Here is a 26,946-nt window from a genome sequence, read left to right on the forward strand (position 1 = left end):
ACAAACGCCCCGCCAGAAAAGCGGGATAAAGCACACCCCCCCCCCCCCCCCCCCCCCCCCCCCCCCCCCCCCCCCCCCCCCCCCCCCCCCCCCCCCCCCCCCCCGGTACCCCTCAGAGCCAGCCGCGCTGGGCGGCGCGCAGGCCGGCCTCGAAGCGGCTGCTGGCGTTGAGGCGTTCCATCAGCGCGGCCATCTGGCGGCGGACGGTGCGCAGGGAGACCCCGAGCCGCTTGCCGGCGGCCTCGTCGGTCATGCCGGAGGCCAGCAGCTTGAGCAGTTCGCGTTCGCCGGCGGTGATGCCGTCCTCGGCGGGGTGCTCGCGGGCGGCGCCGAGCGGGACGGCCTGTTCCCAGGTCTGCTCGAAGAGGCTGACGAGGGAGGCCACGATGCCGGGGGCGGTGGTGCAGAGGGCGCCTAGCTTGGAGTTCGCGGGGTCGATGGGGACCACGGCGGTCTTCCGGTCGAAGATCACCAGGCGGGGCGGCAGCACCGGGCTGGTGCGCACCTGGGCCCCGAGGTCGGTCTCCCACTGCACGTAGGCCAGGGTGGCGGGGTCGTTGCGCACGCTGTCCTGGTAGACCGACCGCAGCTGGACCTTGCGCCGCAGTGCGTCCTCGTCCAGCGGCCGCGAGGCGTCCAGGCTGGCCTGGGACTGGGCGCCGCCCGGCATGATCGAGAGGCATTCGACGGTGAGGCTGCGGGCGAGGACCTCCAGCCGGACCTGGATGGCGTCGAGGCCCACCAGCCGTTCGGCGCCGTCGGACTCCGTGTTCGGGCGCAGTCCCGCGAATTCCGCGACCGCGCGGGCGGCGGCCGCCTTGCTCGCCGCCAGCTCCTGCTGACGGCGGACCAGTTCCTCCTCCTGGCGGCGCAGGATCTGTTCCAGGCCCGCCTCCGGGCTGACGGCCCGCAACCCGCCCGCGTGGTCCCGCGACGGGGCGAGCAGGTCGAGGTCGACGAGCCGGTCGAGCCCCTCGCGCACCTCCGCCTCCGTGAGGCCCAGCCGTGCACCCAATTCGGCCACGCCGCCCGTCGGATCGGCGAGCATCTCCCGATAGACGGCCTCTACGAGGGTGTCCAGTCCCAAAGCTTCCAGCATGCTCGTGCCCCCCGGCTGTTGGTCCCGGCGGATGAGTTCCGCCGTGTCTTGATCCTAAAGGTGCGCAGGTCGGGCCATAGGCAGTCTCTTTCGATCTTGTCCCCCGAGCCCGCTCCCACTCGGCGGCCGGGCGTCGCGGGCCGGTGGAACGACCGGTTGCCGGAAGCCGTCGGGCGCCTCGGTGACGCCCGCGGGGGCGCAGCGGATCTGGCCGGATCCCGTAGGGGCCATCGGGTCGGCACCTTGGTGCCTGTCACCTTGGTGCCACCGGAATCCTCTTCTCCCTCTATACGGCGCCCCGCAGGATGGTGATCACCGGGACGGCGGGGCACGGAGCCCCACCCCAGGCCAGGGCCGAAAGGCCGGACCGGTGCAGCGCACCCATCCACACCGCACCGAAAACGCTCGTGTTCCAGGGGGATTCCATGTCTCGCACCGCTCGCCTGATCGCTGCCGCCGGCCTCACCGCTCTGCTGTCCTGCACCGCCGCCGTCGCGGTCACCGCCGGCCCGGGCACCATCGGCTGGGACTCGGTCCGGGCGGCCACGGCCCCGGGCACCATCGGCTGGGACTCCGTCCGGGCGGCCGGCACCGGGACGATCGGCTGGGACTCCGCCGCCACCGACGAGCGCACCATCGGCTGGGACTGACCCGCGGCCCCTTGCCCTGCCCGCCCGCCCGCCCCGCCCCAGAAAACGCCGAAGCCGCAGGTGCGATCGTTTCTGCACCTGCGGCCTGCGGTGGGGCGGGTGGGACTCGAACCCACGGCCGACGGATTATGAGTCCGCTGCTCTAACCGGCTGAGCTACCGCCCCTTTACGGCGTGGCGCGTACATGTGTGCGCGCCGTCTGCCGCAGCATAGCCGCTCATACGATCTCCTGCCTCGGATGCCCCGCATGATCGGCTGCGCTTGTTCAGAGAGACCGCGCCGAAGGCTGCCCGGTTCCCCGCAACAGGGCAAAAAGAAAGAGGACCCTCCCGGGTCCTCTCCTCTTCCTGCTCCCCCGACTGGACTCGAACCAGTAACCTGCCGGTTAACAGCCGGCTGCTCTGCCAATTGAGCTACAGGGGACCGCGCTCCCCCGACTGGACTCGAACCAGTAACCTGCCGGTTAACAGCCGGCTGCTCTGCCAATTGAGCTACAGGGGATTGCTGCGGTGCACCGAACAGCCCACCTCCGGCCTTGCCGGGGGGCGAGCGCCCGTTGCGAGTCATAGATTAGCGCAAGCAGGGGGGTGCTCCGCCAATCGGTATCGCAGCAGGCCGGGCACCGAGACAAACGAAGGGTGGCAGGCATGCGCTACAAGGTCACGTTCCTCACCGGAGTGGCCCTCGGGTACGTGCTGGGCACGGCCGCGGGCCGGGAACGGTACGAGGAGATGAAGAAGTCCGCCCGGCGGATCGCGCAGAACCCGGCGGTCCGCAACGCCGCCGAGACCGCCGGGCAGACCGGACGGCAGTTCGCGGGCAAGGCGTTCGCGGTGGTCGGCGACAAGATGGGCGACGTCGTGCCGGAGTCCGTGGCGAAGCACGTGCGGTCGCTGCGGGACCGCGGGCAGGGCACCGAGGACGAATGGGGCACGAGCAACACCTGAGGCGGTCGGGTCCGGCCCGGCGTGCGGCAGAATTCTCCGCATGGGGATAGTCGCCGGGCTGGACAGCTCTTCCACCTTCACTCGCATCGTCGTCTGTGACGCGGATACGGGGGCCGTGCTGCGCCAGGGCTACGCGCCCCATCCACAGCCCACCGGCGAGACCGTCCCCCACGAGACCGACCCGCAGGCCTGGCTGCTCTCCCTCGGCGAAGCCGCCGGGGGCGGGCTGCTGGAGGGCGTGCAGGCCATCGGCGTCTCCGCGCAGCAGCACGGCGTGCTGCCGCTGGACGCGCAGGGCGCGCTGATCCGCCCCGCCCTGGTCGGCAACGACAAGCGCGGTCAGGTCGCCGCGGTCGACCTGGTCGAGGCGCTCGGCGGCAAAGCCGCCTGGGTCGCGGCCGTGGGCTCCGTCCCGCACGCCGCGCAGCCGATCACGAAGCTCGCCTGGCTGGCCCGTAACGAGCCGGAGGCCGCGCGCCGGGTCGCGGTGGTGCTGTCCCCGCACGACTGGCTCGTCTGGCAGTTGCTCGGCCGGCCCGCGCGCCGCACCACCGACCGGGCCGGGGCCTCGGGCACCGGCTACTGGTCGGCGGCCACCGGCTCCTACCGCCCCGACCTGGTCGAGCTGGCGCTCGGGCACCAGGCGCTGCTGCCCGAGGTGCTCGGCCCCGCCGACGCCGCCGGGATGACCCCCGAGGGGCTGCTGATCTCCGCCGGCACCGGGGAGACCACGGCCGCCGCGCTCGGACTGGGCATCGGCCCGGGGGACGCGGTGGTCTCGCTGGGGGCCTCCGGTTCGGTGATGGCCGTGCACCACGAGGCGCTGTCCGACCCGGGCGGTCTGATCACCTCCCTCGCCGACGCGGCCGGCATGCACCTGCCGGTGGTGAACACGTCCAACGCCGTACGGGCCCTGCGCGGCACCGCCGACATGCTGGGCACCGACCTGGAGGGTCTGAGCGCGCTCGCGCTGAAGTCGACCCCGGGTGCACACGGGCTCGTGCTCCTGCCCTACCTGGAGGGCGAGCGGACCCCTAACCTGCCGCACGCCGCCGGGACCCTGTCCGGGCTGCGCCGCGACTCCATGAAGCCCGAGCACCTCGCGCGGGCCGCCTTCGAGGGCATGCTGTGCGGGCTGGTCGACGCCCTCGACGTGCTGCGGCACCGGGGCGCCCAGATCCGCCGGGTGTTCCTGCTCGGGGCCGCCGCCGAGCTGCCCGCCGTGCAGGCCGCCGCGCCGGGGCTGTTCGGGACGCAGGTGGTCGTGCCCGCTCCGGCGGACTACGCGGCGCTGGGCGCGGCCCGTCAGGCGGCCTGGGCGCTGGGGGTGCGGCAGGGCACGCTGGCCCCGCACGTCCCGCCGCTGTGGCCGGCCCCGCCGGCCCAGGTGTTCGAGCCGGGCGAGGACTACCCGGCCTGGCAGGCCGTCCGTCAGCAGTACGTGACGACGCGGGAGCAGCTGCACCCGGGGGCGTTCGGGTTCTAGGCCGCGGGCCGCACGGTGGCCTCATCCTTTTGACCCGGCTTTGCGAAAAGCGGTAGGGATCGGGCCGCCGGTTGGCACAAGATGGAGTGAACCCCCCTCGATCTTGCCTACCGGAGCCTGCGCGTGCTCATACGACTGCTGCGGACCCATCTGGGTCCGTACAAGAAACCCATCGCCGCACTGGTGCTGCTGCAACTCCTGCAGACCAGTGCGAGCCTCTACCTGCCCACGCTCAACGCGGACATCATCGACGACGGTGTCGTCAACGGGGACACCGGCTACATCCTGCGCTTCGGCGCGCTGATGCTCGCGGTCTCCCTCGTCCAGCTCGTCTGCAACGCCGGCGCCGTCTACTACGGGGCCCGCACCGCGGCCGCTCTCGGCCGCGACGTCCGGGCCTCCGTCTTCGACCGGGTGCAGAGCTTCTCCGCGCGGGAGATGGGCCAGTTCGGTGCCCCGTCGCTGATCACCCGTACGACGAACGACGTCCAGCAGGTCCAGATGCTGGTCCTGATGACCTTCACCCTGATGGTCTCGGCGCCGATCATGTGCGTCGGCGGTATCGCCATGGCGCTCTCCCTCGACGTGAAGCTGTCGGCCGTCCTGCTCGCGGTGGTGCCCGTGCTGGGCGTCTCGGTCGGGGCGATCGTCTGGAAGACGCGGCCCCTGTTCCGCCAGATGCAGGACCGCCTCGACGTCGTCAACCGCGTGCTGCGGGAGCAGATCACGGGCAACCGCGTCATCCGCGCCTTCGTCCGCGACGGCTACGAGGAGGAGCGCTTCCGCAGGGCGAACACCGGGCTGACGGACGTCTCGCTGGCCTCCGGCAGGCTGCTCGCCCTGATGTTCCCCGTGGTCATCCTGGTCGTGAACATCTCCAGCGTCGCCGTCATCTGGTTCGGCGCGATGCGCGTGGACGGCGGCGGCATGGAGATCGGCCAGCTGACGGCCTTCCTCGCCTACCTGATGCAGATCGTGATGGCCGTCATGATGGCGACCTTCATGTTCATGATGGTGCCGCGCGCCGAGGTGTGCGCCGAGCGCATCCAGGAGGTCCTGGACACCGAGTCCAGCGTGGTCCCGCCCGCCGACCCGGTGCGTACGCTCGCCCGGCGCGGGCGGCTGGAGCTGCGCGGCGCCGACTTCCGCTACCCGGGCGCCGAGGCCCCGGTGCTGCGCGGGGTGGACCTGGTGGCCCGCCCCGGCGAGACCACCGCGGTGATCGGCTCCACCGGCAGCGGCAAGTCCACACTGCTGGGGCTGGTGCCCCGGCTGTTCGACGCGACCGGCGGCGAGGTGCTGGTCGACGGGGAGGACGTACGCCGGATCGAGCCGGAGCTGCTGGCCCGGACGGTCGGCATGGTCCCCCAGAAGCCGTACCTCTTCTCCGGGACCATCGCCTCCAACCTGCGCTACGGGCGCCCGGACGCGACCGACGAGGAGCTGTGGCGGGCCCTGGAGGTGGCGCAGGCCAAGGACTTCGTGTCCGAGCTGGACGGGGGGCTGGAGGCGCCCGTCACCCAGGGCGGGACGAACGTCTCCGGCGGCCAGCGCCAGCGTCTGGCGATCGCCCGGACGCTCGTGCAGCGTCCTGAGATCTATCTCTTCGACGACTCCTTCTCGGCCCTGGACTACGCCACGGACGCGGCGCTGCGCTCGGCGCTCGCCCTGGAGACCGAGGACGCGACGGTGGTCATCGTCGCCCAGCGGGTCTCCACGATCCGCGACGCCGACCGGATCATCGTCCTCGACGAGGGCCAGGTGGTGGGCGAGGGGCGTCACCACGAGCTGATGGCCGGCAACGAGACCTACCGGGAGATCGTGCTCTCCCAGCTGACGGAGGCGGAGGCCGCATGAGCGGGCCCGGAGGACGGATGATGACGGGGCCGGGCCAGCGGTCCATGGACTTCAAGGGGTCCGGCAAGCGCCTGCTGGGTCAGCTCGCGCAGGACCGGGCCAAGCTGGGGGGCATGGTCGCGGCCGTGGTCGGCAGCGTCGGCTGCGCGGTGGTCGGGCCGAAGATCCTCGGGGAGGCCACCGACCTGGTGTTCGCGGGGATCGTCGGCCGGCAGATGCCGGACGGCCTGACCAAGCAGCAGGCGCTGGACGGGCTGCGCGACGAGGGCCGGGGCGGGATGGCGGACATGCTGTCCGGCACCGACTTCACCCCCGGGCGGGGCATCGACTTCGGTGCCGTCGGGGTCATGGCGCTGTGGGCGCTGGTGGTGTTCACCCTCGCGGGCCTGCTGATGCTGGTCGCCACGCGGCTGTCGAACCACGTGATGAACGGCACCGTGTACCGGATGCGCGAGGAGCTCCAGGCGAAGCTGTCGCGGCTCCCGCTGTCGTACTTCGACCAGCAGAAGCGCGGCGAGGTGCTGAGCCGGGCGACGAACGACATCGACAACATCGGCCAGACCCTCCAGCAGACGATGGGCCAGCTGATGAACTCGCTGCTCACGATCGTCGGCGTGCTGGTGATGATGTTCTGGATCTCGCCGCTGCTGGCGCTGGTCGCGCTGGTGACCGTACCGCTCTCGGTGGTGGTCGCGGCGAAGATCGGCAAGAAGTCGCAGCCGCAGTTCGTGGCGCAGTGGAAGAGCACGGGCGCGCTGAACGCCCACATCGAGGAGATGTACTCCGGCCACGCGCTGGTGAAGGTCTTCGGGCGGCAGAAGGAGTCGGCGGCGGTCTTCGCCGAGCAGAACGAGGAGCTGTACCGGGCCTCCTTCAAGGCGCAGCTGGTCAGCGGCATCATGCAGCCGGTGATGTTCTTCATTTCGAACATCAACTACGTGCTGGTCGCGGTGGTCGGCGGTCTGCGGGTGGCCTCGGGCAGCCTGTCGATCGGTGATGTGCAGGCCTTCATCCAGTACTCGCGCCAGTTCTCGATGCCGCTGTCGCAGGTGGCGTCGATGGCGAACCTCGTGCAGTCGGGCGTCGCCTCGGCGGAGCGGGTCTACGAGCTGCTGGACGCGCCGGAGCAGGAGCCGGACGTCGAGGTTCCGGAGCGTCCGGAGAAGCTGCGCGGCCAGGTCACCCTCGACAAGGTGGCCTTCCGCTACGAGCCGGACAAGCCGCTCATCGAGAACCTGTCGCTGTCGGTGGAGCCGGGCCAGACCGTCGCCATCGTCGGCCCTACGGGCGCCGGCAAGACGACGCTGGTCAACCTGCTGATGCGGTTCTACGAGGTCACGGGCGGGGAGATCGCCCTGGACGGGGTGGACATCGCGAAGATGACCCGCGAGGAGCTGCGCGCCGGGATCGGCATGGTGCTCCAGGACACCTGGCTGTTCGGCGGCACGATCGCGGAGAACATCGCCTACGGTGCCTCGCGCGAGGTGACGCGCGCCGAGATCGAGGAGGCCGCGCGGGCGGCGCACGCGGACCGCTTCGTCCGCACCCTGCCGGACGGTTACGACACGGTGCTGGACGACGAGGGCGCGGGGGTCAGCGCGGGCGAGAAGCAGCTGATCACCATCGCGCGGGCGTTCCTGTCGGACCCGGTGATCCTGGTGCTCGACGAGGCGACGAGCTCGGTGGACACCCGTACGGAGGTGCTGATCCAGAAGGCGATGGCGCGCCTGGCGCACGGCCGTACGTCCTTCGTGATCGCGCACCGCCTGTCCACGATCCGCGACGCCGACGTGATCCTGGTGATGGAGAGCGGCTCGATCGTGGAGCAGGGCACGCACGAGGAGCTGCTGGCGGCGGACGGCGCGTACGCGCGGCTGTACGCGGCGCAGTTCGCGCAGGCGGTGGCCGAGGTCGACTGACCGGGAGCGCGGGCCGCGGCTCCGGCCGTGCGGGTGGGGGCGTCCTTCGGGGCGCCCCCTGCCCGTTTCAGTCGAGGTAGCCGCGCAACTGGTCGGCGAAGGCGTGGTCGCGCAGCTTGCCGAGGGTCTTGGACTCGATCTGGCGGATCCGTTCGCGGGTCACGCCGAAGATGCGGCCGATCTCCTCCAGGGTGCGGGGCCGGCCGTCGGCGAGCCCGTACCGGAGCTGGACCACCTTGCGCTCGCGTTCGCCGAGGGTGGAGAGCACGGCTTCGAGGTGCTCGCGCAGCAGGAAGAACGCGGCGGATTCCATGGGGGAGGCGGCGTCGCCGTCCTCGATCAGGTCGCCGAGGGCGACGTCGTCCTCCTCGCCGACGGGGGCGTGCAGGGAGACGGGCTCCTGGGCGAGGCGGAGCACCTCCAGGACCCGCTCGGGCGTCAGTTCCAGGTGGACGGCGACCTCTTCGGCGGTGGGTTCGTAGCCGCGTTCCTGGAGCATGCGGCGCTGGACGCGGACGACGCGGTTGATCAGCTCGACGACGTGGACGGGGACGCGGATGGTGCGGGCCTGGTCGGCGAGGGCCCGTGACATCGCCTGCCGGATCCACCAGGTGGCGTACGTGGAGAACTTGTAGCCGCGGGCGTAGTCGAACTTCTCGACGGCCCTGATGAGTCCGAGGTTGCCCTCCTGGACCAGGTCGAGCATGGTCAGTCCGCGTCCGACGTAGCGCTTGGCCACGGAGACGACGAGCCGCAGGTTCGACTCGATGAGGCGGCGTTTGGCCATCCGGCCCATGACCACGAGTTTGTCGAGGTCGACGGCGAGCTGGGAGTCGAGGTCGGCGGCGCCGGCGAGTTTCTCCTCGGCGAAGAGGCCCGCTTCCACCCGCCGTGCGAGTTCGACCTCTTCGGCGGCGGTGAGCAGCGGGATCCTGCCTATCTCGCGCAGGTACTGGCGGAAGAGGTCCGCGGAGGGCCCGGCCCCGGTCCCGCCGTCCCGGCCGCGCGAGCGCTGCGGGGGCACCGGTGCGATGAGTTCGAGGACCTCGGGCTCCTCGTCCCCGGCGTCTTCCACGGTCTCGGCCTCCGGATCCGGATCGGAGGCGTCGTCCGCGGGGCGGCTCGCGTTCACGGTCAGGGTCTGGGTCTGCACGGGGGCGACCTCCAGGGCTCCGAGGACGGTGGCACCGCACCTCAGTGTGGGGTACGACACATCGCTGCCACGAGGGGCGTGCGGGCACTTTCTGAGCCCGCCGCGTGACGGATGGTTACCCCTTGGCGGGAACCCCGATGCGGACCGGACGCATGTCCGAGCCGGCGGCCGTCCTCGGGCCGTCCTCGGGCCGTCCTCGGGCCGTCCTCGGGCCGTCCTCGGACTGTCCTCGGGCCCGTCCTCGGGCCGTCCGGAAGAGGCGGCCGTCATCCGCGGCCGTACGGCGTCCGGGGCGGGGCTACGCGGGCTCCACCCGGACCGCGCAGACCTTGAACTCCGGCATGCGCGAGACGGGGTCCAGGGCCGGGTTGGTGAGGGTGTTGGCACGGCCCTCGCCGGGCCAGTGGAACGGCATGAACACGGTGTCCGCGCGGACGGTGTCCGTGACGCGGGCCGGGGCGACGGCACGGCCGCGGCGGGAGGTCACCGCGAGCGGGGCGCCGTCGGTCACGCCGAGGCGGGCCGCGAGGCGCGGGTGGAGCTCCACGAAGGGGCCGGGTGCGGCGGCGTTGAGTTCGGGCACGCGGCGGGTCTGCGCCCCGGACTGGTACTGGGCGACGACCCGGCCGGTGGTGAGCAGCAGCGGGTACTCGGCGTCGGGGACCTCGGCGGCGTCGCGGTGCGAGACGGCCGTGAAGCGGGCCCGGCCGTCGTCGGTGGCGAAGCGGTCCAGGAAGAGCCGGGGCTGTCCCGGGGAGCCTTCGGGGCAGGGCCAGAAGACGCCCTGCTCGGCTTCGATGCGGGCGTAGGAGATGCCCGAGTAGTCGGCGGGGCCGCCTTCGGAGGCGCGGCGCAGTTCGCCGAAGACCTCCTCGGGGTCGGTGGGGAAGCCCTTCTCCACGCCCAGCCGGGCGGCGAGCCCGTGCAGGACCTCCAGGTCGCTGCGGACCCCGGGCGGCGGGGTCAGGGCGCGGCGGCGCAGCAGGACGCGGCCTTCCAGGTTGGTGGTCGTACCGGTCTCCTCCGCCCACTGGGTGACGGGCAGGACCACGTCCGCGAGCGCGGCCGTCTCGGAGAGGACGACGTCGGCCACGGCGAGGAAGTCCAGGGAGCGGATGCGTTCCTCGACGTGGGCGGCCCGGGGCGCGGAGACCACCGGGTTGGACCCCATGAGGAGGAGGGCCTTGACGTCGCCGCCGAGGGCGTCGAGGAGTTCGTACGCGCTGCGGCCGGGGCCGGGCAGGCTCTGCGGGTCGACGCCCCAGACGCGGGCCACGTGTGCGCGGGCCGCCGGGTCGGTGAGCTTGCGGTAGCCGGGGAGCTGGTCGGCCTTCTGGCCGTGCTCGCGGCCGCCCTGGCCGTTGCCCTGGCCGGTGAGGCAGCCGTAGCCGGAGTACGGGCGGCCGGCGCGGCCGGTGGCGAGGCAGAGGTTGATCCAGGCGCCGACGGTGTCGGTGCCCTTGGACTGCTGCTCCGGTCCGCGGGCGGTGAGGACCATGGCGGAGGAGGGCGCGCAGAACAGCTCAACGGCCCGGCGCAGTTCCGGCACGGGAACGCCGGTGATGCGCTCGACCAGTTCGGGCCAGTGGGCCATGGCGGCGGCCCGGGCGTCCTCCCATCCGGTGGTGCGGCCGGCGATGAACTCCTCGTCGGTGCGGCCCTCGGCGACCACGAGGTGCAGCAGCCCGAGGGCGAGGGCGAGGTCGGTGCCGGGGCGGGGTGCGAGGTGCAGGTCGGCCTGCTCGGCGGTGCGGGTGCGGCGGGGGTCGACGACGATCAGGGTGCCGCCGTTGGCCTTGAGCTCGGTGAGGTAGCGCAGGGCGGGCGGCATGGTCTCGGCCAGGTTGGAGCCGACGAGGATGACGCAGCCGGTGCGCGGGACGTCCTCCAGCGGGAAGGGCAGTCCGCGGTCGAGGCCGAAGGCCCGCTGGTGCGCGGCGGCGGCCGAGGACATGCAGAAGCGGCCGTTGTAGTCGATCTGGGAGGTGCCGAGGGCGACGCGGGCGAACTTGCCGAGGGCGTATGCCTTCTCGTTGGTCAGGCCGCCGCCGCCGAAGACGCCGACGGCGTCCGGGCCGTGGGCACGGCGCGTGCGGGCGAGGCCCCCGGCGACGGCGTCGAGCGCCTCCTCCCAGGTGGCCGGGACGAGCGGGCCGCCGGCGTGGGTGCGGATGAGCGGCTCGGTCAGGCGTACCCGGGAGGAGAGCACGGCGGGGGCGGTGCGGCCCTTGCCGCACAGCGCGCCCCGGTTGACGGGGAAGTCGGTGCGCTCCTCGACCGTCACCGCGTCGCCTTCGGGGGCGGGGCGCAGGTTCATGCCGCACTGCAGGGCGCAGTAGGGGCAGTGGGTGGCGGTGGCTTCCGGGGAGCTGTGCATACGGTCCAGGGTGCGGGTCGGGTGTTACACGGGCCGCGCGCCCGCGTTACGGGCGGGGGTGTTCGCCCTCATCGCGGCCCGCCGCGAACGGTGAGGGTGCGGGGTCGGCGCCGTCGGCGCGGCCCGGGGCGGCGCGGGGTCGCCGGGCGGCCGGGGCCGGGGGCGCTAGGGCGCCCGCGGGAGGCGCAGGTCGGGGCGGTCGATGATCTCGACGTACTCGATCCGGCCGCGGAGCACGTCGAGGTTGATCATGCCGCGCTCCGGCAGGAGGTGGACGCCGCGCACCTCGGAGGTGCCGGAGGCGTGGGCGCCGGTTCGGAGGCTCTGGCAGAAGTCGTCCCCGCAGCCGCACTCCCCGTACAACCGCAGGTCGTAGGCGCAGATGGCGAGGTCGCGCTCCCCCTCCTCCTCCAGGAGGCGGACCAGCTCGGCAATCAGCGCGGGCAGGACTTCGCGTACGAGGGGTGGCGCAGGCGGTCGCATGGCCCGGACGGTAGCCCGGGGGACCGGCGGGGCACACGCGGATATCCGCCCGCCGCCCGGCCTGCCGGGCCGCCGGGGGCGGCAGGGCAGGCGGGCCCACCCGGCCCACCCGGCCGCCGGGGGCGGGGTTACCGTCCCGTCAGGTGCTTCGCCGTCAGGCCGGCCGTCCAGCCGCCGTCCACGGCGAGCTCGGCGCCCGTCACGTATCCGGCGGCGTCGGAGAGGAGGAAGGCGACGGCGGCCGCGATCTCCTCGGGGACGCCGACGCGGCCCAGTGGGGCCCCGGGATAGTTGCCCTCGCCGGCCCGGATGCCGACGGGGGCGGTCATCGGGGTCAGCGTCATGCCGGGGTGGACGGAGTTGACGCGGATCCTCGCCTCGGCGAGCTCGACGGCACCGATCTTCGACAGCCCCCGCACGCCCCATTTGGAGGCCCCGTACCCGGCGGTGAGGGCGAGTCCGGTGAGGCCGGCCGCGGAGGAGATGTTGACGATGGAGCCGCCGCCGTTCTCCCGCAGCAGGGGTATCGCGGTCTTGATCCCGATGAACACACCGACCAGGTTGACCTCGATGACCCGGCGGAAGTGCTCGACGCTCTCGTGTTCCAGGAACTGGCCCGTGGGGATGCCGGCGTTGTTCACCAGTCCGTCGATCCGGCCGAACTCGGCGACCGCGTACTCCAGCACCGCCCGCCAGTCGGTCTCGCTCGTCACGTCGTGCCGCAGGAAGCGGGCCGCGTCGCCGAGCCCGGCGGCGGTCTCGGCGCCCTCGGCCTCCAGCAGGTCGGTGATCAGCACCCGGCCGCCCCCGTCGACGACCGCCTGCGCGGCCGCCGCGCCCAGGCCCCGCGCCCCGCCGGTGATGACGACGGCCTTGCCGCTCAGATCCACCACAGCGCCCATGCTCCATCCCCCTGCCGCGGACACCTCCGCATATGACTAATCGGTATACGCCGACCGCTGCGTCAGTCTGCCAGAGCGGCCAGGACCCGCGACACCCCTTCCTCCTTCGGTCCGAGGAACCTCGGCCGCGGCTGGAAGGCCGCGTCTAGGGCCGCCTTGCCGGCCGCGAAGACCTCGCGGGCACCGCCGTAGTACCAGGTGGAGTCGTGCTCGTCGTCGACGCCGACGCCGTAGGAGTCCACGCCCGCCGCCTGGCACAGCGCCACCGCGCGATGGATGTGGAAGTGCTGGCTGACCAGGACCGCGCGGCGCACCCCGAATATCTCCCGGACCCGTACACAGGAGTCCCAGGTGTCGAATCCGGCGTGGTCGCTGACGATCCGGTCGTCCGGTATCCCGTGACCCCTGAGATAGGCGCGCATCGCGCCCGGCTCGTCGTACTCGGTCCGGCTGTTGTCCCCGGTCACCAGGACCACCTTCACCTTTCCCGCGCGGTAGAGCTCCACGGCCGCGTCGAGCCGGTACGCCAGGTACGGGGTCGGCCGGCCCTTCCACAGACCTGCCCCGAAGACCACCGCCACCCCGGCCTCGGGCGCGTCGGCGGTGGTCCGCAGCCGGTCGGCGGCCGCGGCGCGCGTCCACGCCGAGGGCAGCAGCGCCAGCACGCACAGCGCCATGACCGTCTGCACGGCCCTTCGGCGCGCCCGCACCGTCCGCAGCCCGCCGGCCCGCGACCGCGCGGCCCGCCACCGCCCGCCCCGCTGCCGCCCCGCCCCCGGCCGAGCCGCCCGGAACCGCCCCGCCCTCCCGGACACCGGCGCCCCCGCCCGCTCCCGCTCGTCCATGACCGTCCCCCCTCGTCCCGCACGCCTTTCGCACGGATTGACGAACCGGCCCCGCCCCCAGTTCCACCCGCCCCGCCTTTCACTCGTACGAATGACCGAGTGAGCCGCAGGAAAACACCCGTCACCCCCGCGCAACGCCCCCGCAATCTGGACCCCGCAGGATCGGTTCATGACGGAGCCGGTGCACCCTCCCGCCCCCCAGCCCCTCCCCTCCTCCGCCCTCCCGCCCTCCCTCCCCCTCGGCAGCGCGGCCGAGCTGCTGACCCGGATCACCGATCAGCTCGGCACCCAGCTCAGCGTCCTGCGCCCGCCCCGCGCCCGGCACCACGGAGTCCTCCCATGCACCCCACCCTCGTCGCCGTGGCCCACGGCAGCCGCGATCCGCGCGCCCCGCGCACCGTCCTCGCCCTGCTCGAGCGGGTCCGCGAGCTCCGCCCCGCCCTCGACGTCCGCCTCGGGCACATCGAGCTGAACCGGCCACTGCTGGCCGACACCCTCCGGGACACCACCGGCTCGGCCGTCCTCGTACCGCTGCTGCTCGGGCGCGGGACCCACGTCAAGCGGGACCTCCCCGCCGCCGCGGCCCGGGCCGGGCACCTGCGGATCCGCACCGCCGCCCCCCTCGGTCCCCACCCCCTGCTCGTCGAGGCCCTCTTCGAGCGGCTGCTGGAGGCCGGCTGGACTCCGGGCACGGCCGTCGTACTGGCCTCGGCCGGGTCCCTCGACCCGGACTCCGCCGCCGACACCCGGCGCAGCGCCGACCTGCTCTCCGAGCGGCTCGGCGGGGTGCCCGTGGTCCCGGCGTACGCCTCCGCGGCCGCCCCGAGCGTGGCGGACGCCGTCCGGGCGCTGACCGCCCGCGGGCACCACCGGACCGCGGTGGCCTCGTACTTCGCCGCCCCGGGCCGGTTCGCGTCGGCGAGCGCCGCCGCCGCCACCGGCCCGGCGGCCGCCCCGCTCGGCGCGCACCCGGCACTGGCCCGGCTGGTGCTGCGGCGCTACGACGAGGCGCTGGCCCGCAGCGCCGGCCAACGGGAACTGGCCACCGCCTGACGGCCGCATTGGTTCGGATCGCTCGGATTGTCGGTGGTTCCGGTTAACGTCTGAGCATGGAAGGCACGCCGCACGCCCCCGCCTACGAGTCCTACGATCCGGCCGCCACCGAGCGCTGGGCCGCCGAGCCCGACAAACGGCCCGGCCGCACCGCCTTCCAGCGCGACCGCGCCCGGGTGCTGCACTCGGCCGCGCTGCGCCGCCTCGCCGGGAAGACCCAGGTCGTCACCCCGGGCACCCGTTCGTTCGACTGGGACGCCAGTCCCCGCACCCGGCTGACGCACTCCCTGGAGTGCGCGCAGGTCGGCCGGGAGCTCGGCGCGGCCCTCGGCTGCGACCCGGACCTGGTCGAAGCGGCCTGCCTCTCCCACGACATGGGCCATCCGCCGTTCGGGCACAACGGCGAGGAGGCGCTCAACGAGTTCGCCAAGGACTGCGGCGGCTTCGAGGGCAACGCCCAGTCCCTGCGCCTGCTGACCCGGCTGGAGCCCAAACGGTTCGTCACCGGCCCGGACGGCGAGCTGGCCAGCGTCGGTCTGAACCTGACCCGTGCCTGCCTGGACGCCGCCACCAAGTACCCCTGGGCGCGCGGGGACCATCCCACCGACCCGGCCTCGGTGAAGTTCGGGGCGTACGAGGACGACCTGCCGGTCTTCGAGTGGCTGCGGCGCGGCGCGCCCGCCGACCGCAAGTGCTTCGAGGCCCAGGTGATGGACTGGGCGGACGACGTCGCGTACTCCGTGCACGACTTCGAGGACGGGCTGCACGCCGGCCACCTCGATCCCAACCTCCTCTTCGCCGAGCCGGAGCGGACCGCCATCTGGCGGGTCGCGATCGGCCGGTACGTGCCCGCCGACACCTCGCCGGAGGAGCTGCGCGAGGCACTGGACCGGCTGATGGAGGAGGACTGGTGGCCGCACGGCTATGACGGTTCGGCGGTGGCGCAGGCCCGCCTGAAGGACGCCACCAGCCAGCTGATCGGCCGTTTCTGCCTGGCAGCCGAGGGCGCCACGCGCGAGGCGTACGGCGCCGGGCGGCTCACCCGGTACGCGGCCGAGCTGGTCGTGCCGCGGGAGGCGCGCAACGAGTGCGCGGTCCTCAAGGCGGTCGCCGACCTGTACGTGATGCAGCGCGACGAGCAGGAGCGGCTGCGGGCCGACCAGCGCGTCGTCCTGGCCGAACTCGCCGAGGCGCTCAGCGCCCGCGCACCGGAGGGCCTGGACCCGCAGTTCCGGGCGCTCTTCGACGCGGCGCCGGACGACAGGGCCCGCAAACGGGCGGTCATCGACCAGATCGCCTGCCTGACCGACGCCGCCGCCCGCTCCCTGCACGCGCGCCTCACCCGACGCGGGCGGCGCGCCGAAGGGTGAGCCGATCGGGCCACTCCCCCTTCACGCGGCAGGCTGGGTGCGGGACGCTCGCAAGGTGGCCGCACGTGGCCGATGGGTTATGAGGAGGCATCAGGTGGTCGACGCACACCAGACGTTCATCATCGTTGGCGCAGGGCTGGCGGGGGCCAAGGCCGCCGAAACGCTGAGGGCGGAGGGGTTCACGGGCCGGGTGATCCTGATCGGCGACGAGCGCGACCATCCGTACGAACGGCCCCCACTGTCCAAGGGCTACCTGCTGGGCAAGGAGGAACGCGACAGCGTCTTCGTGCACAAGCCGTCCTGGTACGCGGGCGCGGACGTCGAGCTGCACCTGGGCCAGCCCGCGGTGCACCTGGACCGGGACGCCAAGACGGTGCGCCTGGGCGACGGCACCCTGCTGCACTACGACAAGCTGCTGCTGGCCACCGGGGCCGAGCCGCGCCGCCTGGACATCCCCGGGACCGGTCTGGCCGGGGTGCACCACCTGCGCCGGCTGGCCCACGCCGATCTGCTGCGCAAGGCACTGGCCTCCCTGGGCCGGGACAACGGCCACCTGCTGATCGCGGGCGCGGGCTGGATCGGCCTGGAGGTGGCGGCGGCCGCCCGCGGGTACGGGGCGGAGGTGACCGTGATCGAGCCGCTGCCCACCCCGCTGTACGCGGTGCTCGGCCCGGAGATCGGCCGGCTCTTCACCGACCTGCACGCCGAGCACGGGGTGCGCTTCCACTTCGGCGCGAGGCTGACGGAGATCGTCGGCCAGGACGGCATGGTGATGGCCGCCCGCACGGACGACGGGGAGGAGCACCCGGCGCACGCGGTGCTCGCCGCGATCGGGGCGGCGCCGCGCACCGCGCTCGCCGAGACCTCCGGGCTGGCCCTGGTGGACCGGGAGCACGGTGGCGGCATCGCCGTGGACGCCTCGCTGCGGACCTCCGACCCGGACGTGTTCGCCGTCGGGGACGTGGCCGCCGCCCACCATCCGGCGCTGGGCACCCGGCTGCGGGTCGAGCACTGGGCGAACGCCCTCAACGGCGGCCCGGCCGCCGCGCGGGCGATGCTGGGGCAGGAGGTCTCGTACGAGCGGGTGCCGTACTTCTTCTCCGACCAGTACGACGTCGGCCTGGAGTACTCCGGGTACGCCCCGGTGGGCGGCTACGACGAGGTGCTGGTGCGCGGGGACGCGGGCAAGCGGGAGTTCGTCGCGTTCTGGCTCTCGGACGGCCGGGTGCTGGCCGGGATGAACGTGAACGTGTGGGACGTCGTCGAGCCCATCCAGGCCCTGATCAGGTCGAAGGCGCCGGTGGACCGCGAAAAACTGGCGGACCCTTCCGTTCCGCTTGAGTCCTTGGTGCCGGCGGAGGGGGCCTGACGGGTTTGCCTGCGCCCGGCCGTAGAATTCACGGGTGGCAGGACGGATCAACGACGACGACGTGAAGGCGGTACGGGACGCGGTCCCGATCGACGCCGTGGTCTCCGAGTACCTCCAGCTGCGCAACGCCGGCGGCGGCAACCTCAAGGGGCTGTGCCCCTTCCACGACGAAAAGTCCCCGTCCTTCCAGGTCAGCCCCAGCAAGGGCTTCTACCACTGCTTCGGCTGCCAGGCGGGCGGGGACACCCTCGACTTCATCATGAAGATCGACCACCTCTCCTTCTCTGAGGCGGTCGAGCGCCTGGCCGGCCAGGCCGGCATCACCCTGCGGTACGAGGAGGGCGGCTACACCGCCGGCACCAGCGGCCGCGGCGAGCGGATCCGCCTGGTCGAGGCGCACAAGGCCGCCGCCGTCTTCTACGCGGAGCAGCTCGGCGGCGCCGAGGCGGAGATCGCCCGCCGGTTCCTGGCCGAACGGGGCTTCGACCAGGCGGCGGCCGAACACTTCGGCGTGGGCTACAGCCCGGCCGGCTGGGACCACCTGACCCGGTTCCTGCGCGGCAAGGGCTTCACCGACAAGGAGCTGATCCTCTCCGGGCTGGCCCAGGACAGCCGCAGCGGCAAGCCCATCGACCGCTTCCGGGGCCGGCTGATGTGGCCGATCCGGGACATCAGCGGCGAGGTGGTCGGCTTCGGCGCGCGCAAGCTGCGCGAGGACGACAACGGGCCCAAGTACCTGAACACCCCCGAGACGGCGATCTACAAGAAGTCCCAGGTGCTGTACGGCATCGACCTGGCGAAGAAGGAGATCGCGAAGACCTCGCGGGCCGTGGTCGTGGAGGGCTACACCGACGTCATGGCCTGTCACCTGGCCGGGGTCACCACCGCCATCGCCACCTGTGGCACGGCCTTCGGCGGGGACCACATCAAGATCCTGCGCCGGCTGCTGATGGACAACGCGACCGCCGAGGTGATCTTCACCTTCGACGGTGACGCGGCCGGGCAGAAGGCGGCCCTGCGGGCTTTCGAGGACGACCAGAAGTTCGCCGCCGAGACCTCCATCACCATCGCCCCCGACGGCATGGACCCCTGCGACCTGCGTCTCGCGCACGGCGACGCGGCGGTGGCCGGGCTCGTGGACTCGCGCACCCCGCTGTTCGAGTTCGCGCTGCGGCACATCGTGGGCCGGCACAACCTGGAGAACCCGGCGGGGCGGGCGGCCGCGCTGGCCGAGGCCGCCCCGGTCGTCGCGAGCATCAAGGACCTCTCGATCCAGCACGAGTCGGCGGTCCAGCTGGCCGGGATGCTGGGCATCCTCGACGAGCAGTTCGTCGTCAAGCGGGTGGCGCAGCTGGCGCGCTGGGCCCGCGAACGCGGCGGCCAGCCGCAGCAGCAGGGCCGGGGCCGTCCCCAGGAACCGGCTCCCGCGCCGCCGCCGGCCGGCGCCGGCGGACCGGCGCTGAACCTGCGCAGCCCCGCCCACCGCACCGAGCGGGAGCTCCTCAAGCTGGCGCTCCAGCGGCCGGCCCTGGTCTCGCCCGCCTTCGACGCGTACGGGATCGACGAGTTCACCGCTCCGCCCTACGCGGCCGTCCGCCAGGCCATCCAGGACGCCGGCGGGGCCGCGCAGGCCACCGACGACTATCTGGCCCGGGTCCGTGACGCGGCTCCGAACGACACCGTCCGCGCGATGGTCACGGAACTGGCGGTGGAGGCCATCCACGCCAAGACGGTGGACGAGGTCTACGCCGGCGTGCAGCTGGTCCAGGTCCGCCTGCGCGCCGTGGACCGGAGGGTCCTGGAGATCCAGGGCGCCCTGACCCGGCTGAGCCCCCAGGCCCCGCCGGAGCAGCACGCGGCGATCCAGCAGGAGCTGTGGGTGCTCCAGCAGTACGGCCAGCGCCTGCGCAACCGCGGCGCCGAAGGGCTGTAGCGGCCGTCCGGCGCCGCGAGCGGGACCCCTCAGCGCAGGAGCCAGTCCCCGCCGGGGATCTCGGTGCCCGACTCCGCGAGGTGGTGGGCCAGCGGGGGTGCCGCCAGGTAGACCCAGGCCCGGACCCGGCCGCCGTCGGGGCGGACGGTCTCTCGGGCGACCCGGTCGTACACGTTCCCGGGGTGTCCCGGACCGGCGTACTCCTCCAGCAGGTCCAGCGCGACCAGCAGTTCCGCGTACGCCCCCGGCGCGGCCGTGATCAGCTCGCCGGCCACGGCGGAGCCGGCGCGGTCCACGGCGTACGGGTAGCCGGGCCCTTCGTACAGCGCCGCGTCCGGCAGCCGGGCGGGCTCCTCGGCCGCGGTCCGGCCCCGCAGGAACAGGTCGTGGTTGACCTCCCCCGGCCGCAGGGTCCCGTACACGAAGAATGGCAGCACGCCGGACGCGGATCCCGGCCGGTCGACCGATGCCACACGGCCCTCCCCCGACGATGGCTGGACGGTGCGGCGGTCCCGGCCCGAGGGCCGTCTCCGCCGCGCACCCCCACCGTACGCACCGCTCTCGCGCGGTCTCCGGCCCCCCGGGGCGGCGTCCGATGACGACCGGTTCCGTCCGGTCCCGGCGGTCGGCGTCGCCGTGCGCCGGCCTGGCATCACCCGGACGGCGTGGACGGACACGGATGCCCCTTCACGGCCCTGACCTGCACGGATGCCCGGCTGACGGGGCACCGCGGGCGCCATCCGGCACTGGTTCGGCAGGCGCGGGGCGTGCGGGCCGGTTTATCTCGAAGCACGACCCCGTGTCCCCCTGGAGTACCCATGCGCCGCAGCACCGCTCACGTGCTCACCGCCACCGCGCTGACCGCCGTCGCCTTCGCCGGGCCGGTCGCCGGAGCGGTGGCGGCCGCGGAGCTCGGCATGACGGCCTTCGCGCCCGGAGACTTCGCCGTGCTGGAGGTCTGGCCGAAGTCCGCCGCCCCGGGGGCCACCGTCACCGTGCACACCAAGGCCTGCGGCCGGGGCGGCCGGGCCGAGGGCGACGCCAGCACGGTGGACGGCGGCCGCTTCGATCTGGCGCCGGGCCACCGCGCGGACGTGGTGACGGGCCAGTTCCGGGTCGGCGCGGGGCTGCGGCCGGGCACCTACGGCATCGGCGCCACCTGCACGAACGGCAAGTTCGCCACCGGCGACCTGGTCGTCACCGAACGAGGCCCGCAGGGCCGCGTACGGACCGGGGTGGGTGGTGGCACGACCACCGCCACCGACCCCGCCAAGATCGCGGCGGGAGCGGCCGTGCTGGCCGTGGCCGCCGTCGGCGGTACCTGGCTCCTGCGTCGCCGGGCGAGCGGCACGCGGAGCTGACGGGCGCCCACCGCGGCTGCGGCCGCGGTCCGACCGGTACCGCCCCCGTCGCCCGCCCCGCGAGGTCCCCCCGTTCGCGGGGACGGGCGACGGCCACTCCCAGGAACGGCGAGACGAGGGGGTACGGCGCATGTGTGGCGGCTTCCCCGGCGGGCGGGACCGCGTACCGGACGGTGCCGCCCGGCGGGACGGCGTACTCCACGGCGGTACCGGCGGCCCGTCCGGCGGCAACGGCGTACGCGGCGGCCCGTCCGGCGGCGTCCACGGCAGCGGCGCCCGCATCCGCGGCCGCACCCGGCGGGGCGGGGCGCCGCGCGCCAGGGCGCTCCCGGTGCGGGCCGGGCTGGTGGCGGTCGCCCTGTGCGTCGGCGTCTGGCTCATCGGCAGCGGCTCCGCCGTGACCGTGCGGCCCCCGCTGCCCTCCCCCGCCGAGGCGCTGAGCGCGCAGCTGCTCTACCCCGGGAGCATCGCCCCGCTCCCGGGCTCGCCGCCGGTGCGGATCAGGATCCCGGCGATCCGGGTGGACGCCCCGCTCACCGGGCTGGGCCTGGACCGCGACGGCAGCCTCGAGGTGCCCCCGCCGGCCCGCCGCGACCTCGCCGGCTGGTACCGGGACGGGACCACCCCCGGGGCGACGGGGACCGCCGTGATCGCGGGGCACGTGGACCACGCCAGCGGCCCGGCCGTCTTCTACCACCTGGGCGCGCTGCACCGGGGGGCGGTGATCGAGGTCGCCCGCGCGGACGGGCGTACGGCCCTGTTCACCGTCCACGCCGTCGAGGTGTACGACTCCCGGGCCTTCCCGGACCGGCGGGTGTACGGGCCCTCGCCGCGCGCCGAGCTGCGGGTGATCACCTGCGGCGGCGCCTTCTCACCGCGCACCGGCTACCAGGGCAACGTGGTCGTCTTCGCCCACCTGACGGGGACGGCCTGACCCGCTATCCCCACTGTTCGAGCCCGAGCTTGACCACGAGGGCGCCCACCACGGTGAGCAGGACGCCGCGGACGAAGCCGCTGCCCTTCTTCAGCGCCATCCGGGCCCCGGCCATGCCGCCGGCCAGGTTGAAGACCGCCATCAGCGCGGCCAGCTGCCAGAACACCATGCCCTGGTACGCGAACATCGCGAGCGCTCCCGCGTTGGTGCAGCAGTTGACGATCTTGGCGGTGGCGGAGGCGGTGACCAGGTCGAGGTGGAGCAGAGCGGTCAGGGCCAGCACCAGGAAGGTGCCGGTGCCGGGCCCGATCAGGCCGTCGTAGAAGCCGATGCCCAGGCCGGCGAGGGCGATGGCGAGGAGCACCCGGCCCCGGGAGACGGGCGAGGCGGAGGGGGCGGCACCGAAGCCGGGCTTGAAGATGACGACGGCGGCGACGACCAGCAGCACCCCCATGATCAGCGGCCGCATGGTGTCCTTGCTGATCCCGCCGGCGAGCGCGGCACCGCCCATCGATCCGGCGACCGCGGCCAGCCCGATCCGGACGGCGAGCTTCACGTCGATCGGGGTCCTGCGCGCGTAGGTGACGGCCGCTCCGGCGGTGCCGACGATGGCCACCGCCTTGTTCGTCCCGAGGACGGCGGCGGGCTGGGCGTTTGGCAGGCCGAGCAGCAGGGCCGGCAGGAGCAGCAGGCCGCCTCCGCCGACGACCGCGTCGATCCAGCCGGCCGCCGCGGCGGCCGCGCACAGCACGATGATCATCGTTGTTGATATGTCAGGCACGGACCGACCCTAGGGACCGGATCGATGCAAGACCATCGATCATCGGAAACTTGCGCAAAGGTTGAGCTTCGCCCGGGCGCCGGCCCCGGCGGGCGGCGTCCTGTGCGGCACCCCCGTGCGCCGGAGGGCCTCACGGGCCCCTGACCGGGGCGCTGAGGTCGGTGTTCCGTCCGGGTAACAGGGGCGATGCGGCGGGGAAACAGCCTGCCCGCACGCTCGTGCCATGACCTCGGAACAGCGTGTGGTGGTGATCGGCGGCGGCCTGGCGGGCCTGCGGCTCGCTGCGCGGCTGGGCCCCGGTGCGGCGGTGACCGTGCTCGGGGAGGAAACCCACGCCCCCTACAACCGGGTCCTGCTGGCGGAGGTGCTGGCCGGCCGGTACGCACCCGAGGTCACCGCGCTCCCGGAACCCGGCCCGGCCTTGCGCCGGGGTGTCCGCGCGGTGCGGATCGACCGCGCGGACCGCACCGTGCACTGCGACGACGGTGCCGTGGAGCGGTACGACACGCTGGTGCTGGCCACCGGCTCCAACCCGGTGCTGCCGCCGCTGCGCGGGCTGTTCGCCCCGGACGGGCGGGAACTCCCCGAGGGGGTGCACGCGTTCCGCACCATGGACGACTGCCTGGCCCTCGCGGCGGCCGTACGCCCGGGCGTACGGGCGGTGGTGATCGGCGGCGGGCTGCTGGGCGTCTCGGCGACGCGTGCGCTGGCCGCGCGGGGTGCGCAGGTGGTCCTCGCGCAGCAGGCGGAGCGCCTGATGGAGCGCCAGCTGGACGCCGACTCCTCCGCGCTGCTGCGGGACCACCTGACGGCGCTCGGCGTGGAGGTACACACGGAATGCCGGGTCCGCGGCCTGATCACGACGCCCGCGCCGGGCGGACCGGCGGAGCCGCGGCGCGGCTCCGCCCCGCTCTCCGGGAGCACGGGCCCCGCCCGTCCGCCGGCCCGCCGGGTGCCCGGCAGGACGCCCGGCCCGGGCCCCCGCAGGGTCACCGGGGTCGAGCTCGCCGACGGCTACCGGCTCGACGCCGACGTCGTCGTCCTGGCCTGCGGGGTCCGTCCCCGCGTCGGGCTGGCCCAGGCGGCCGGGCTGGAGGTCCGCAAGGGCGTCGTGGTCGACGGCCGGCTGCGCACCAGCGACCCGCGCGTCCACGCCATCGGCGACTGCGCCGAACACGACGGCCGGGTGTACGGCCTGGCGGGACCCGCCCTGGAGCAGGCCGACGCGCTCGCGGCGGTCCTGTTGGGGGGAGACGCCGAGTACTGCGGCACCCGCGCCCTCACCCGCCTCACCCTCCCCACCGCCGACGGCCCCGGCCCCTTCGACCTCGCCGCGTTCGGCGACCCCACCCCGCTCCCCGGCGACGACGTGCTCCGCCTCGCCGACGCCACCCGCCGCACCTACCGCAAGGTCGTCCTGCGCGGCGACCGGCTCGTCGGCGGGGTGCTGCTCGGGGAGCTCTCCACGGTGGGCGCCCTCGCCCGCACCTGGGAGGGCGACGAGTTCCTGACCGCCCCGCACGACCCGTTCCACCTGCTCACCGACGACGGAGGCCACTGATGACCGTGCCCGAGCCCCTGCCCGCGATCGTGCTCATCGGACACGGCATGGTCGGCCAGCGCTACCTGGAGGCCCTCGCCGAGCGCGGGGCCACCCGGACGCACCGGATCACCGTGCTCTGCGAGGAGCCCCGGCCCGCCTACGACCGGGTCCACCTCACCTCGTACTTTTCCGGGAGTACTCCCGAGGACCTCTCCCTCACCCCGGCCGGCTTCATCGAGGAGCACGGGATCGAGCTGCGCCTCGACGACCCCGCCGAGCACGTCGACACCGGCGCCCGTACGGTCACCTCCCGCTCCGGGCAGGTCTTCCCGTACGACGTCCTCGTCCTGGCGACCGGCAGCTACCCCTTCGTGCCGCCCGTCCCGGGCAGGGACGCGCCGGGCTGCTTCGTGTACCGCACCATCGAGGACCTCCTCGCGATCGAGGAGTACGCCAAGTCCCGGTCCAGCGGAGCCGTCGTCGGCGGCGGCCTGCTCGGCCTGGAGGCGGCGGGCGCCCTCCAGGGGCTCGGGCTCGCCACCCGCATCGTGGAGTTCGCGCCGCGCCTGATGCCCGTCCAGGTCGACGAGGGCGGCGGCGCGGTCCTGTTGCGCACCATCGAGTCCATGGGCCTGACGGTGCACACCGGAGTCGGCACGCAGGAGGTGCTGACCGGTGAGGACGGCTCCGTCCGCGGGATGAGCCTCTCGGACGGTTCCACGGTCGACACCGAACTGGTGGTCTTCTCGGCCGGGGTGCGCCCCCGCGACCAGCTGGCGCGCGCCGCGGGGCTGGCCGTCGGCGAGCGCGGCGGCATCACCGTCGACGCCCGCTGCCGCACCTCCGACCCACACGTGTACGCCATCGGCGAGTGCGCGCAGGCCGTCGACGGCCGCGTCTACGGGCTGGTCGCGCCCGGCTACGAGATGGCCGAGACCGCCGCCGAGGACCTCCTGGGCCGGGAGAAGGAGTTCACCGGCGCCGACCTCTCCACCAAGCTCAAGCTGCTCGGCGTGGACGTGGCCTCCTTCGGTGACGCGCACGGCGCGGCCGAGGGCAGCCTGGACGTGGTGTGGTCCGACTCCCGTTCCGGCGTCTACAAGAAGCTGGTCGTCTCCGCCGACGGGGTACTGCTCGGCGGGGTGCTGGTCGGCGACGCCGACTCGTACGGGCTGCTGCGCCCGCTCACCGGCAGCGTCCCGCCGGTCGCCCCCGAGCAGCTGGTGCTGCCCGCGGGGGTCGGGGCGCCCGTCGCGCTCGGCCCGTCCTCGCTGCCGGACACGGCGGTGATCTGCTCCTGCCACAACGTCACCAAGAAGGCCATCACCGCCTGCGCCACCCTGCCCGAGGTGAAGAAGTGCACCAAGGCCGGCACCGGCTGCGGCAGCTGCCTGAAGGTGATCGGGCAGCTGCTGCCGGCCGCCGCCGACAAGGGGCTGTGCGGCTGCTTCCCGTACACCCGGGCCGAGCTGTACGAGATCGTCCGCACCCGGCGGCTGGTCTCCTACCGGGAGATCCTGGACGGGCACGGCCGGGCCGAGGCGCGCGGCGGCGACGGCTGCGAGGTCTGCAAGCCCGCGGTCGGCTCGATCATCGCCTCCCTGGCCCCGACCCTGGGCGCCAGCGGCTACGTACTGGACGGGGAACAGGCCGCCCTCCAGGACACCAACGACCACTTCCTCGCCAACCTCCAGCGCAACGGCTCGTACTCGGTCGTGCCGCGCATCCCGGGCGGTGAGATCACTCCCGACAAGCTGATCGTGATCGGGGAGGTGGCCCGCGACTTCGGCCTCTACACGAAGATCACCGGTGGTCAGCGCATCGACCTGTTCGGCGCGAGCGTGGACCAGCTCCCGAAGATCTGGGCCCGTCTGGTCGAGGCCGGTTTCGAGTCCGGGCACGCGTACGGCAAGGCCCTGCGGACGGTGAAGTCCTGTGTGGGGCAGACGTGGTGCCGCTACGGGGTGCAGGACAGCGTACGGATGGCCATCGACCTGGAGCTGCGCTACCGGGGCCTGCGCGCCCCGCACAAGCTGAAGTCGGCGGTGTCCGGCTGCGCCCGCGAATGCGCGGAGGCGCAGAGCAAGGACTTCGGCGTCATCGCGACGGCGAGCGGCTGGAACCTGTACGTCGGCGGGAACGGCGGGGCCACCCCACGGCACGCGGATCTGCTCGCCCAGGACCTCTCGGACGCGGAGCTGGTCCGGCTCATCGACCGGTTCCTGATGTTCTACATCCGCACCGCCGACCGGCTGGAGCGGACGTCCACCTGGCTGGACCGCCTGGAGGGCGGCCTGGACCACCTGCGGGACGTGGTGGTGCACGACTCGCTGGGGCTGTGCGCGGAGCTGGAGGCCCTGATGGCCGACCACGTGGCGCACTACCGCGACGAGTGGGCCGAAACGCTGTCGGACCCGGACCGGCTGCGCCGGTTCGTGTCCTTCGTCAACGCGCCCGGCGCCCCGGACCCGACCGTGAAGTTCGTTCCCGAGCGCGACCAGGTCAAGCCCGACCTGGCCGTCCTGACCATTGGAGGACCGGTCCGATGACCGTCGAACTGAAGGTGGCCGAAGGCTGGCTGACGGTGTGCCCGCTGTCGGTGCTCATCCCCGGGCGGGGGGTCGCGGCCCTGCTGCCCGACGGGAGCCAGGCCGCGGTCTTCCTCGACCGCTCGGGGCGCCCGTACGCCATCGGGAACCAGGACCCCTTCACCGGGGCACAGGTCCTGTCGCGCGGGCTGCTGGGGGCCGCGGCGGGCCGGCCCTTCGTGGCGTCGCCGCTGCTGAAGCAGCGCTTCGACCTGGAGTCGGGGCGCTGCCTGGACGACGAGGAGGTGGCGGTCCGGACGTACCCGGTGCGGACCGCCTCCGCTCCGTAGGGGCGG

At 73.7% G+C, this 26,946-nt stretch carries 22 protein-coding genes and 3 tRNA genes; 14 read left to right on the forward strand and 11 right to left on the reverse strand.

Going from position 1 to position 26,946, the window contains the following annotated elements; all coding sequences use genetic code 11:
* Positions 1-112: 112 nt before the first annotated feature.
* The gene (locus tag ACZ4WZ_RS06725; protein ID WP_467886008.1) at positions 113-1,099 is read right to left on the reverse strand and encodes a helix-turn-helix transcriptional regulator; all 987 of its coding nucleotides are present in this window, start codon (positions 1,097-1,099) and stop codon (positions 113-115) included.
* Between the two features lie 425 nt (positions 1,100-1,524).
* Between ACZ4WZ_RS06725 and ACZ4WZ_RS06730 the strand changes: the two genes are divergently transcribed.
* A complete protein-coding gene (locus tag ACZ4WZ_RS06730) occupies positions 1,525-1,749 on the forward strand; it encodes a hypothetical protein (protein ID WP_467886011.1) in 225 nt (74 codons plus the stop codon).
* Positions 1,750-1,840: 91 nt separating this feature from the next.
* Here ACZ4WZ_RS06730 and ACZ4WZ_RS06735 read toward each other — a convergent pair.
* From ACZ4WZ_RS06735 to ACZ4WZ_RS06745, 3 genes are all read right to left on the reverse strand, one after another.
* A tRNA-Ile gene (locus ACZ4WZ_RS06735) sits at positions 1,841-1,914 on the reverse strand.
* A gap of 185 nt (positions 1,915-2,099) precedes the next feature.
* A tRNA-Asn gene (locus tag ACZ4WZ_RS06740) sits at positions 2,100-2,172 on the reverse strand.
* Between the two features lie 5 nt (positions 2,173-2,177).
* Positions 2,178-2,250, reverse strand: a tRNA-Asn gene (locus ACZ4WZ_RS06745).
* Positions 2,251-2,396: 146 nt separating this feature from the next.
* Between ACZ4WZ_RS06745 and ACZ4WZ_RS06750 the strand changes: the two genes are divergently transcribed.
* From ACZ4WZ_RS06750 to ACZ4WZ_RS06765, 4 genes are all read left to right on the forward strand, one after another.
* On the forward strand, positions 2,397-2,696 hold the full coding sequence (locus ACZ4WZ_RS06750; RefSeq protein ID WP_467886014.1) for a YtxH domain-containing protein: 300 nt from the start codon (positions 2,397-2,399) through the stop codon (positions 2,694-2,696).
* A 40-nt stretch (positions 2,697-2,736) separates the two neighbouring features.
* Entirely contained in the window at positions 2,737-4,182 is a 1,446-nt protein-coding gene (locus ACZ4WZ_RS06755) for an FGGY family carbohydrate kinase (RefSeq protein ID WP_467886017.1), read from the forward strand.
* 123 nt (positions 4,183-4,305) lie between these two features.
* On the forward strand, positions 4,306-6,039 hold the full coding sequence (locus ACZ4WZ_RS06760) for an ABC transporter ATP-binding protein (protein WP_467886020.1): 1,734 nt from the start codon (positions 4,306-4,308) through the stop codon (positions 6,037-6,039).
* A complete protein-coding gene (locus ACZ4WZ_RS06765; RefSeq protein WP_467886023.1) occupies positions 6,036-7,958 on the forward strand; it encodes an ABC transporter ATP-binding protein in 1,923 nt (640 codons plus the stop codon). The genes ACZ4WZ_RS06760 and ACZ4WZ_RS06765 overlap by 4 nt, the downstream gene beginning before the upstream one ends.
* A 67-nt stretch (positions 7,959-8,025) precedes the next feature.
* On the opposite strand, the gene ACZ4WZ_RS06770 is transcribed toward ACZ4WZ_RS06765, so the two are convergent.
* The 5 genes from ACZ4WZ_RS06770 to ACZ4WZ_RS06790 all read right to left on the reverse strand — a co-directional run bounded on the left by ACZ4WZ_RS06770 (position 8,026) and on the right by ACZ4WZ_RS06790 (position 13,550).
* Positions 8,026-9,171 (reverse strand): RNA polymerase sigma factor, encoded by a 1,146-nt coding sequence (locus ACZ4WZ_RS06770; protein WP_467886026.1) that lies wholly within the window; start codon positions 9,169-9,171, stop codon positions 8,026-8,028.
* A 238-nt stretch (positions 9,172-9,409) separates the two neighbouring features.
* A complete protein-coding gene (locus ACZ4WZ_RS06775) occupies positions 9,410-11,488 on the reverse strand; it encodes a molybdopterin oxidoreductase family protein (protein ID WP_467886029.1) in 2,079 nt (692 codons plus the stop codon).
* Positions 11,489-11,653: 165 nt separating this feature from the next.
* Positions 11,654-11,971: a hypothetical protein gene (locus ACZ4WZ_RS06780; protein ID WP_467886032.1), complete on the reverse strand. Its 318-nt coding sequence runs from the start codon at positions 11,969-11,971 to the stop codon at positions 11,654-11,656.
* Positions 11,972-12,099: 128 nt separating this feature from the next.
* Positions 12,100-12,864 carry a glucose 1-dehydrogenase gene (locus tag ACZ4WZ_RS06785; RefSeq protein WP_467886602.1) on the reverse strand — a complete coding sequence of 255 codons (765 nt, stop codon included), beginning with the start codon at positions 12,862-12,864 and terminating at the stop codon, positions 12,100-12,102.
* A gap of 71 nt (positions 12,865-12,935) precedes the next feature.
* On the reverse strand, positions 12,936-13,550 hold the full coding sequence (locus ACZ4WZ_RS06790) for a SanA/YdcF family protein (RefSeq protein WP_467886604.1): 615 nt from the start codon (positions 13,548-13,550) through the stop codon (positions 12,936-12,938).
* Between the two features lie 507 nt (positions 13,551-14,057).
* On the opposite strand from ACZ4WZ_RS06790, the gene ACZ4WZ_RS06795 reads away from it, so the two are divergent.
* The 4 genes from ACZ4WZ_RS06795 (at position 14,058) to dnaG (ending at position 19,443) form a co-directional block, all read left to right on the forward strand.
* Positions 14,058-14,771 carry a sirohydrochlorin chelatase gene (locus tag ACZ4WZ_RS06795; protein ID WP_467886035.1) on the forward strand — a complete coding sequence of 238 codons (714 nt, stop codon included), beginning with the start codon at positions 14,058-14,060 and terminating at the stop codon, positions 14,769-14,771.
* A 56-nt stretch (positions 14,772-14,827) separates the two neighbouring features.
* The gene (locus ACZ4WZ_RS06800; RefSeq protein WP_467886037.1) at positions 14,828-16,141 is read left to right on the forward strand and encodes a deoxyguanosinetriphosphate triphosphohydrolase; all 1,314 of its coding nucleotides are present in this window, start codon (positions 14,828-14,830) and stop codon (positions 16,139-16,141) included.
* 94 nt (positions 16,142-16,235) lie between these two features.
* Entirely contained in the window at positions 16,236-17,510 is a 1,275-nt protein-coding gene (locus ACZ4WZ_RS06805) for an NAD(P)/FAD-dependent oxidoreductase (RefSeq protein WP_467886040.1), read from the forward strand.
* Between the two features lie 34 nt (positions 17,511-17,544).
* Positions 17,545-19,443: a DNA primase gene (dnaG, locus tag ACZ4WZ_RS06810; RefSeq protein WP_467886043.1), complete on the forward strand. Its 1,899-nt coding sequence runs from the start codon at positions 17,545-17,547 to the stop codon at positions 19,441-19,443.
* Between the two features lie 29 nt (positions 19,444-19,472).
* On the opposite strand, the gene ACZ4WZ_RS06815 is transcribed toward dnaG, so the two are convergent.
* The gene (locus ACZ4WZ_RS06815) at positions 19,473-19,880 is read right to left on the reverse strand and encodes a gamma-glutamylcyclotransferase family protein (RefSeq protein WP_467886045.1); all 408 of its coding nucleotides are present in this window, start codon (positions 19,878-19,880) and stop codon (positions 19,473-19,475) included.
* A gap of 381 nt (positions 19,881-20,261) precedes the next feature.
* Here ACZ4WZ_RS06815 and ACZ4WZ_RS06820 point away from each other — a divergent pair, with 381 nt between their 5' ends.
* Both ACZ4WZ_RS06820 and ACZ4WZ_RS06825 read left to right on the forward strand, forming a co-directional pair.
* A complete protein-coding gene (locus ACZ4WZ_RS06820) occupies positions 20,262-20,804 on the forward strand; it encodes a hypothetical protein (RefSeq protein WP_467886048.1) in 543 nt (180 codons plus the stop codon).
* Between the two features lie 331 nt (positions 20,805-21,135).
* Positions 21,136-21,738: a class F sortase gene (locus tag ACZ4WZ_RS06825; RefSeq protein WP_467886606.1), complete on the forward strand. Its 603-nt coding sequence runs from the start codon at positions 21,136-21,138 to the stop codon at positions 21,736-21,738.
* 4 nt (positions 21,739-21,742) lie between these two features.
* On the opposite strand, the gene ACZ4WZ_RS06830 is transcribed toward ACZ4WZ_RS06825, so the two are convergent.
* Positions 21,743-22,519, reverse strand: a complete 777-nt coding sequence (locus ACZ4WZ_RS06830) for a sulfite exporter TauE/SafE family protein (RefSeq protein WP_467886051.1) — start codon at positions 22,517-22,519, stop codon at positions 21,743-21,745.
* 223 nt (positions 22,520-22,742) lie between these two features.
* Between ACZ4WZ_RS06830 and ACZ4WZ_RS06835 the strand changes: the two genes are divergently transcribed.
* The 3 genes from ACZ4WZ_RS06835 to nirD are packed head-to-tail and all read left to right on the forward strand — an operon-like array spanning position 22,743 to position 26,940.
* Positions 22,743-24,080, forward strand: a complete 1,338-nt coding sequence (locus ACZ4WZ_RS06835; RefSeq protein WP_467886054.1) for an NAD(P)/FAD-dependent oxidoreductase — start codon at positions 22,743-22,745, stop codon at positions 24,078-24,080.
* Entirely contained in the window at positions 24,080-26,611 is a 2,532-nt protein-coding gene (nirB, locus tag ACZ4WZ_RS06840; protein WP_467886057.1) for a nitrite reductase large subunit NirB, read from the forward strand. The genes ACZ4WZ_RS06835 and nirB overlap by 1 nt, the downstream gene beginning before the upstream one ends.
* Positions 26,608-26,940 (forward strand): nitrite reductase small subunit NirD, encoded by a 333-nt coding sequence (gene nirD, locus ACZ4WZ_RS06845; RefSeq protein ID WP_467886060.1) that lies wholly within the window; start codon positions 26,608-26,610, stop codon positions 26,938-26,940. Before nirB ends, nirD begins: the two co-directional genes overlap by 4 nt.
* The last annotated feature ends 6 nt before the right edge of the window (positions 26,941-26,946 follow it).

This window comes from Streptomyces sp. NPDC029122 (genome assembly GCF_055569445.1).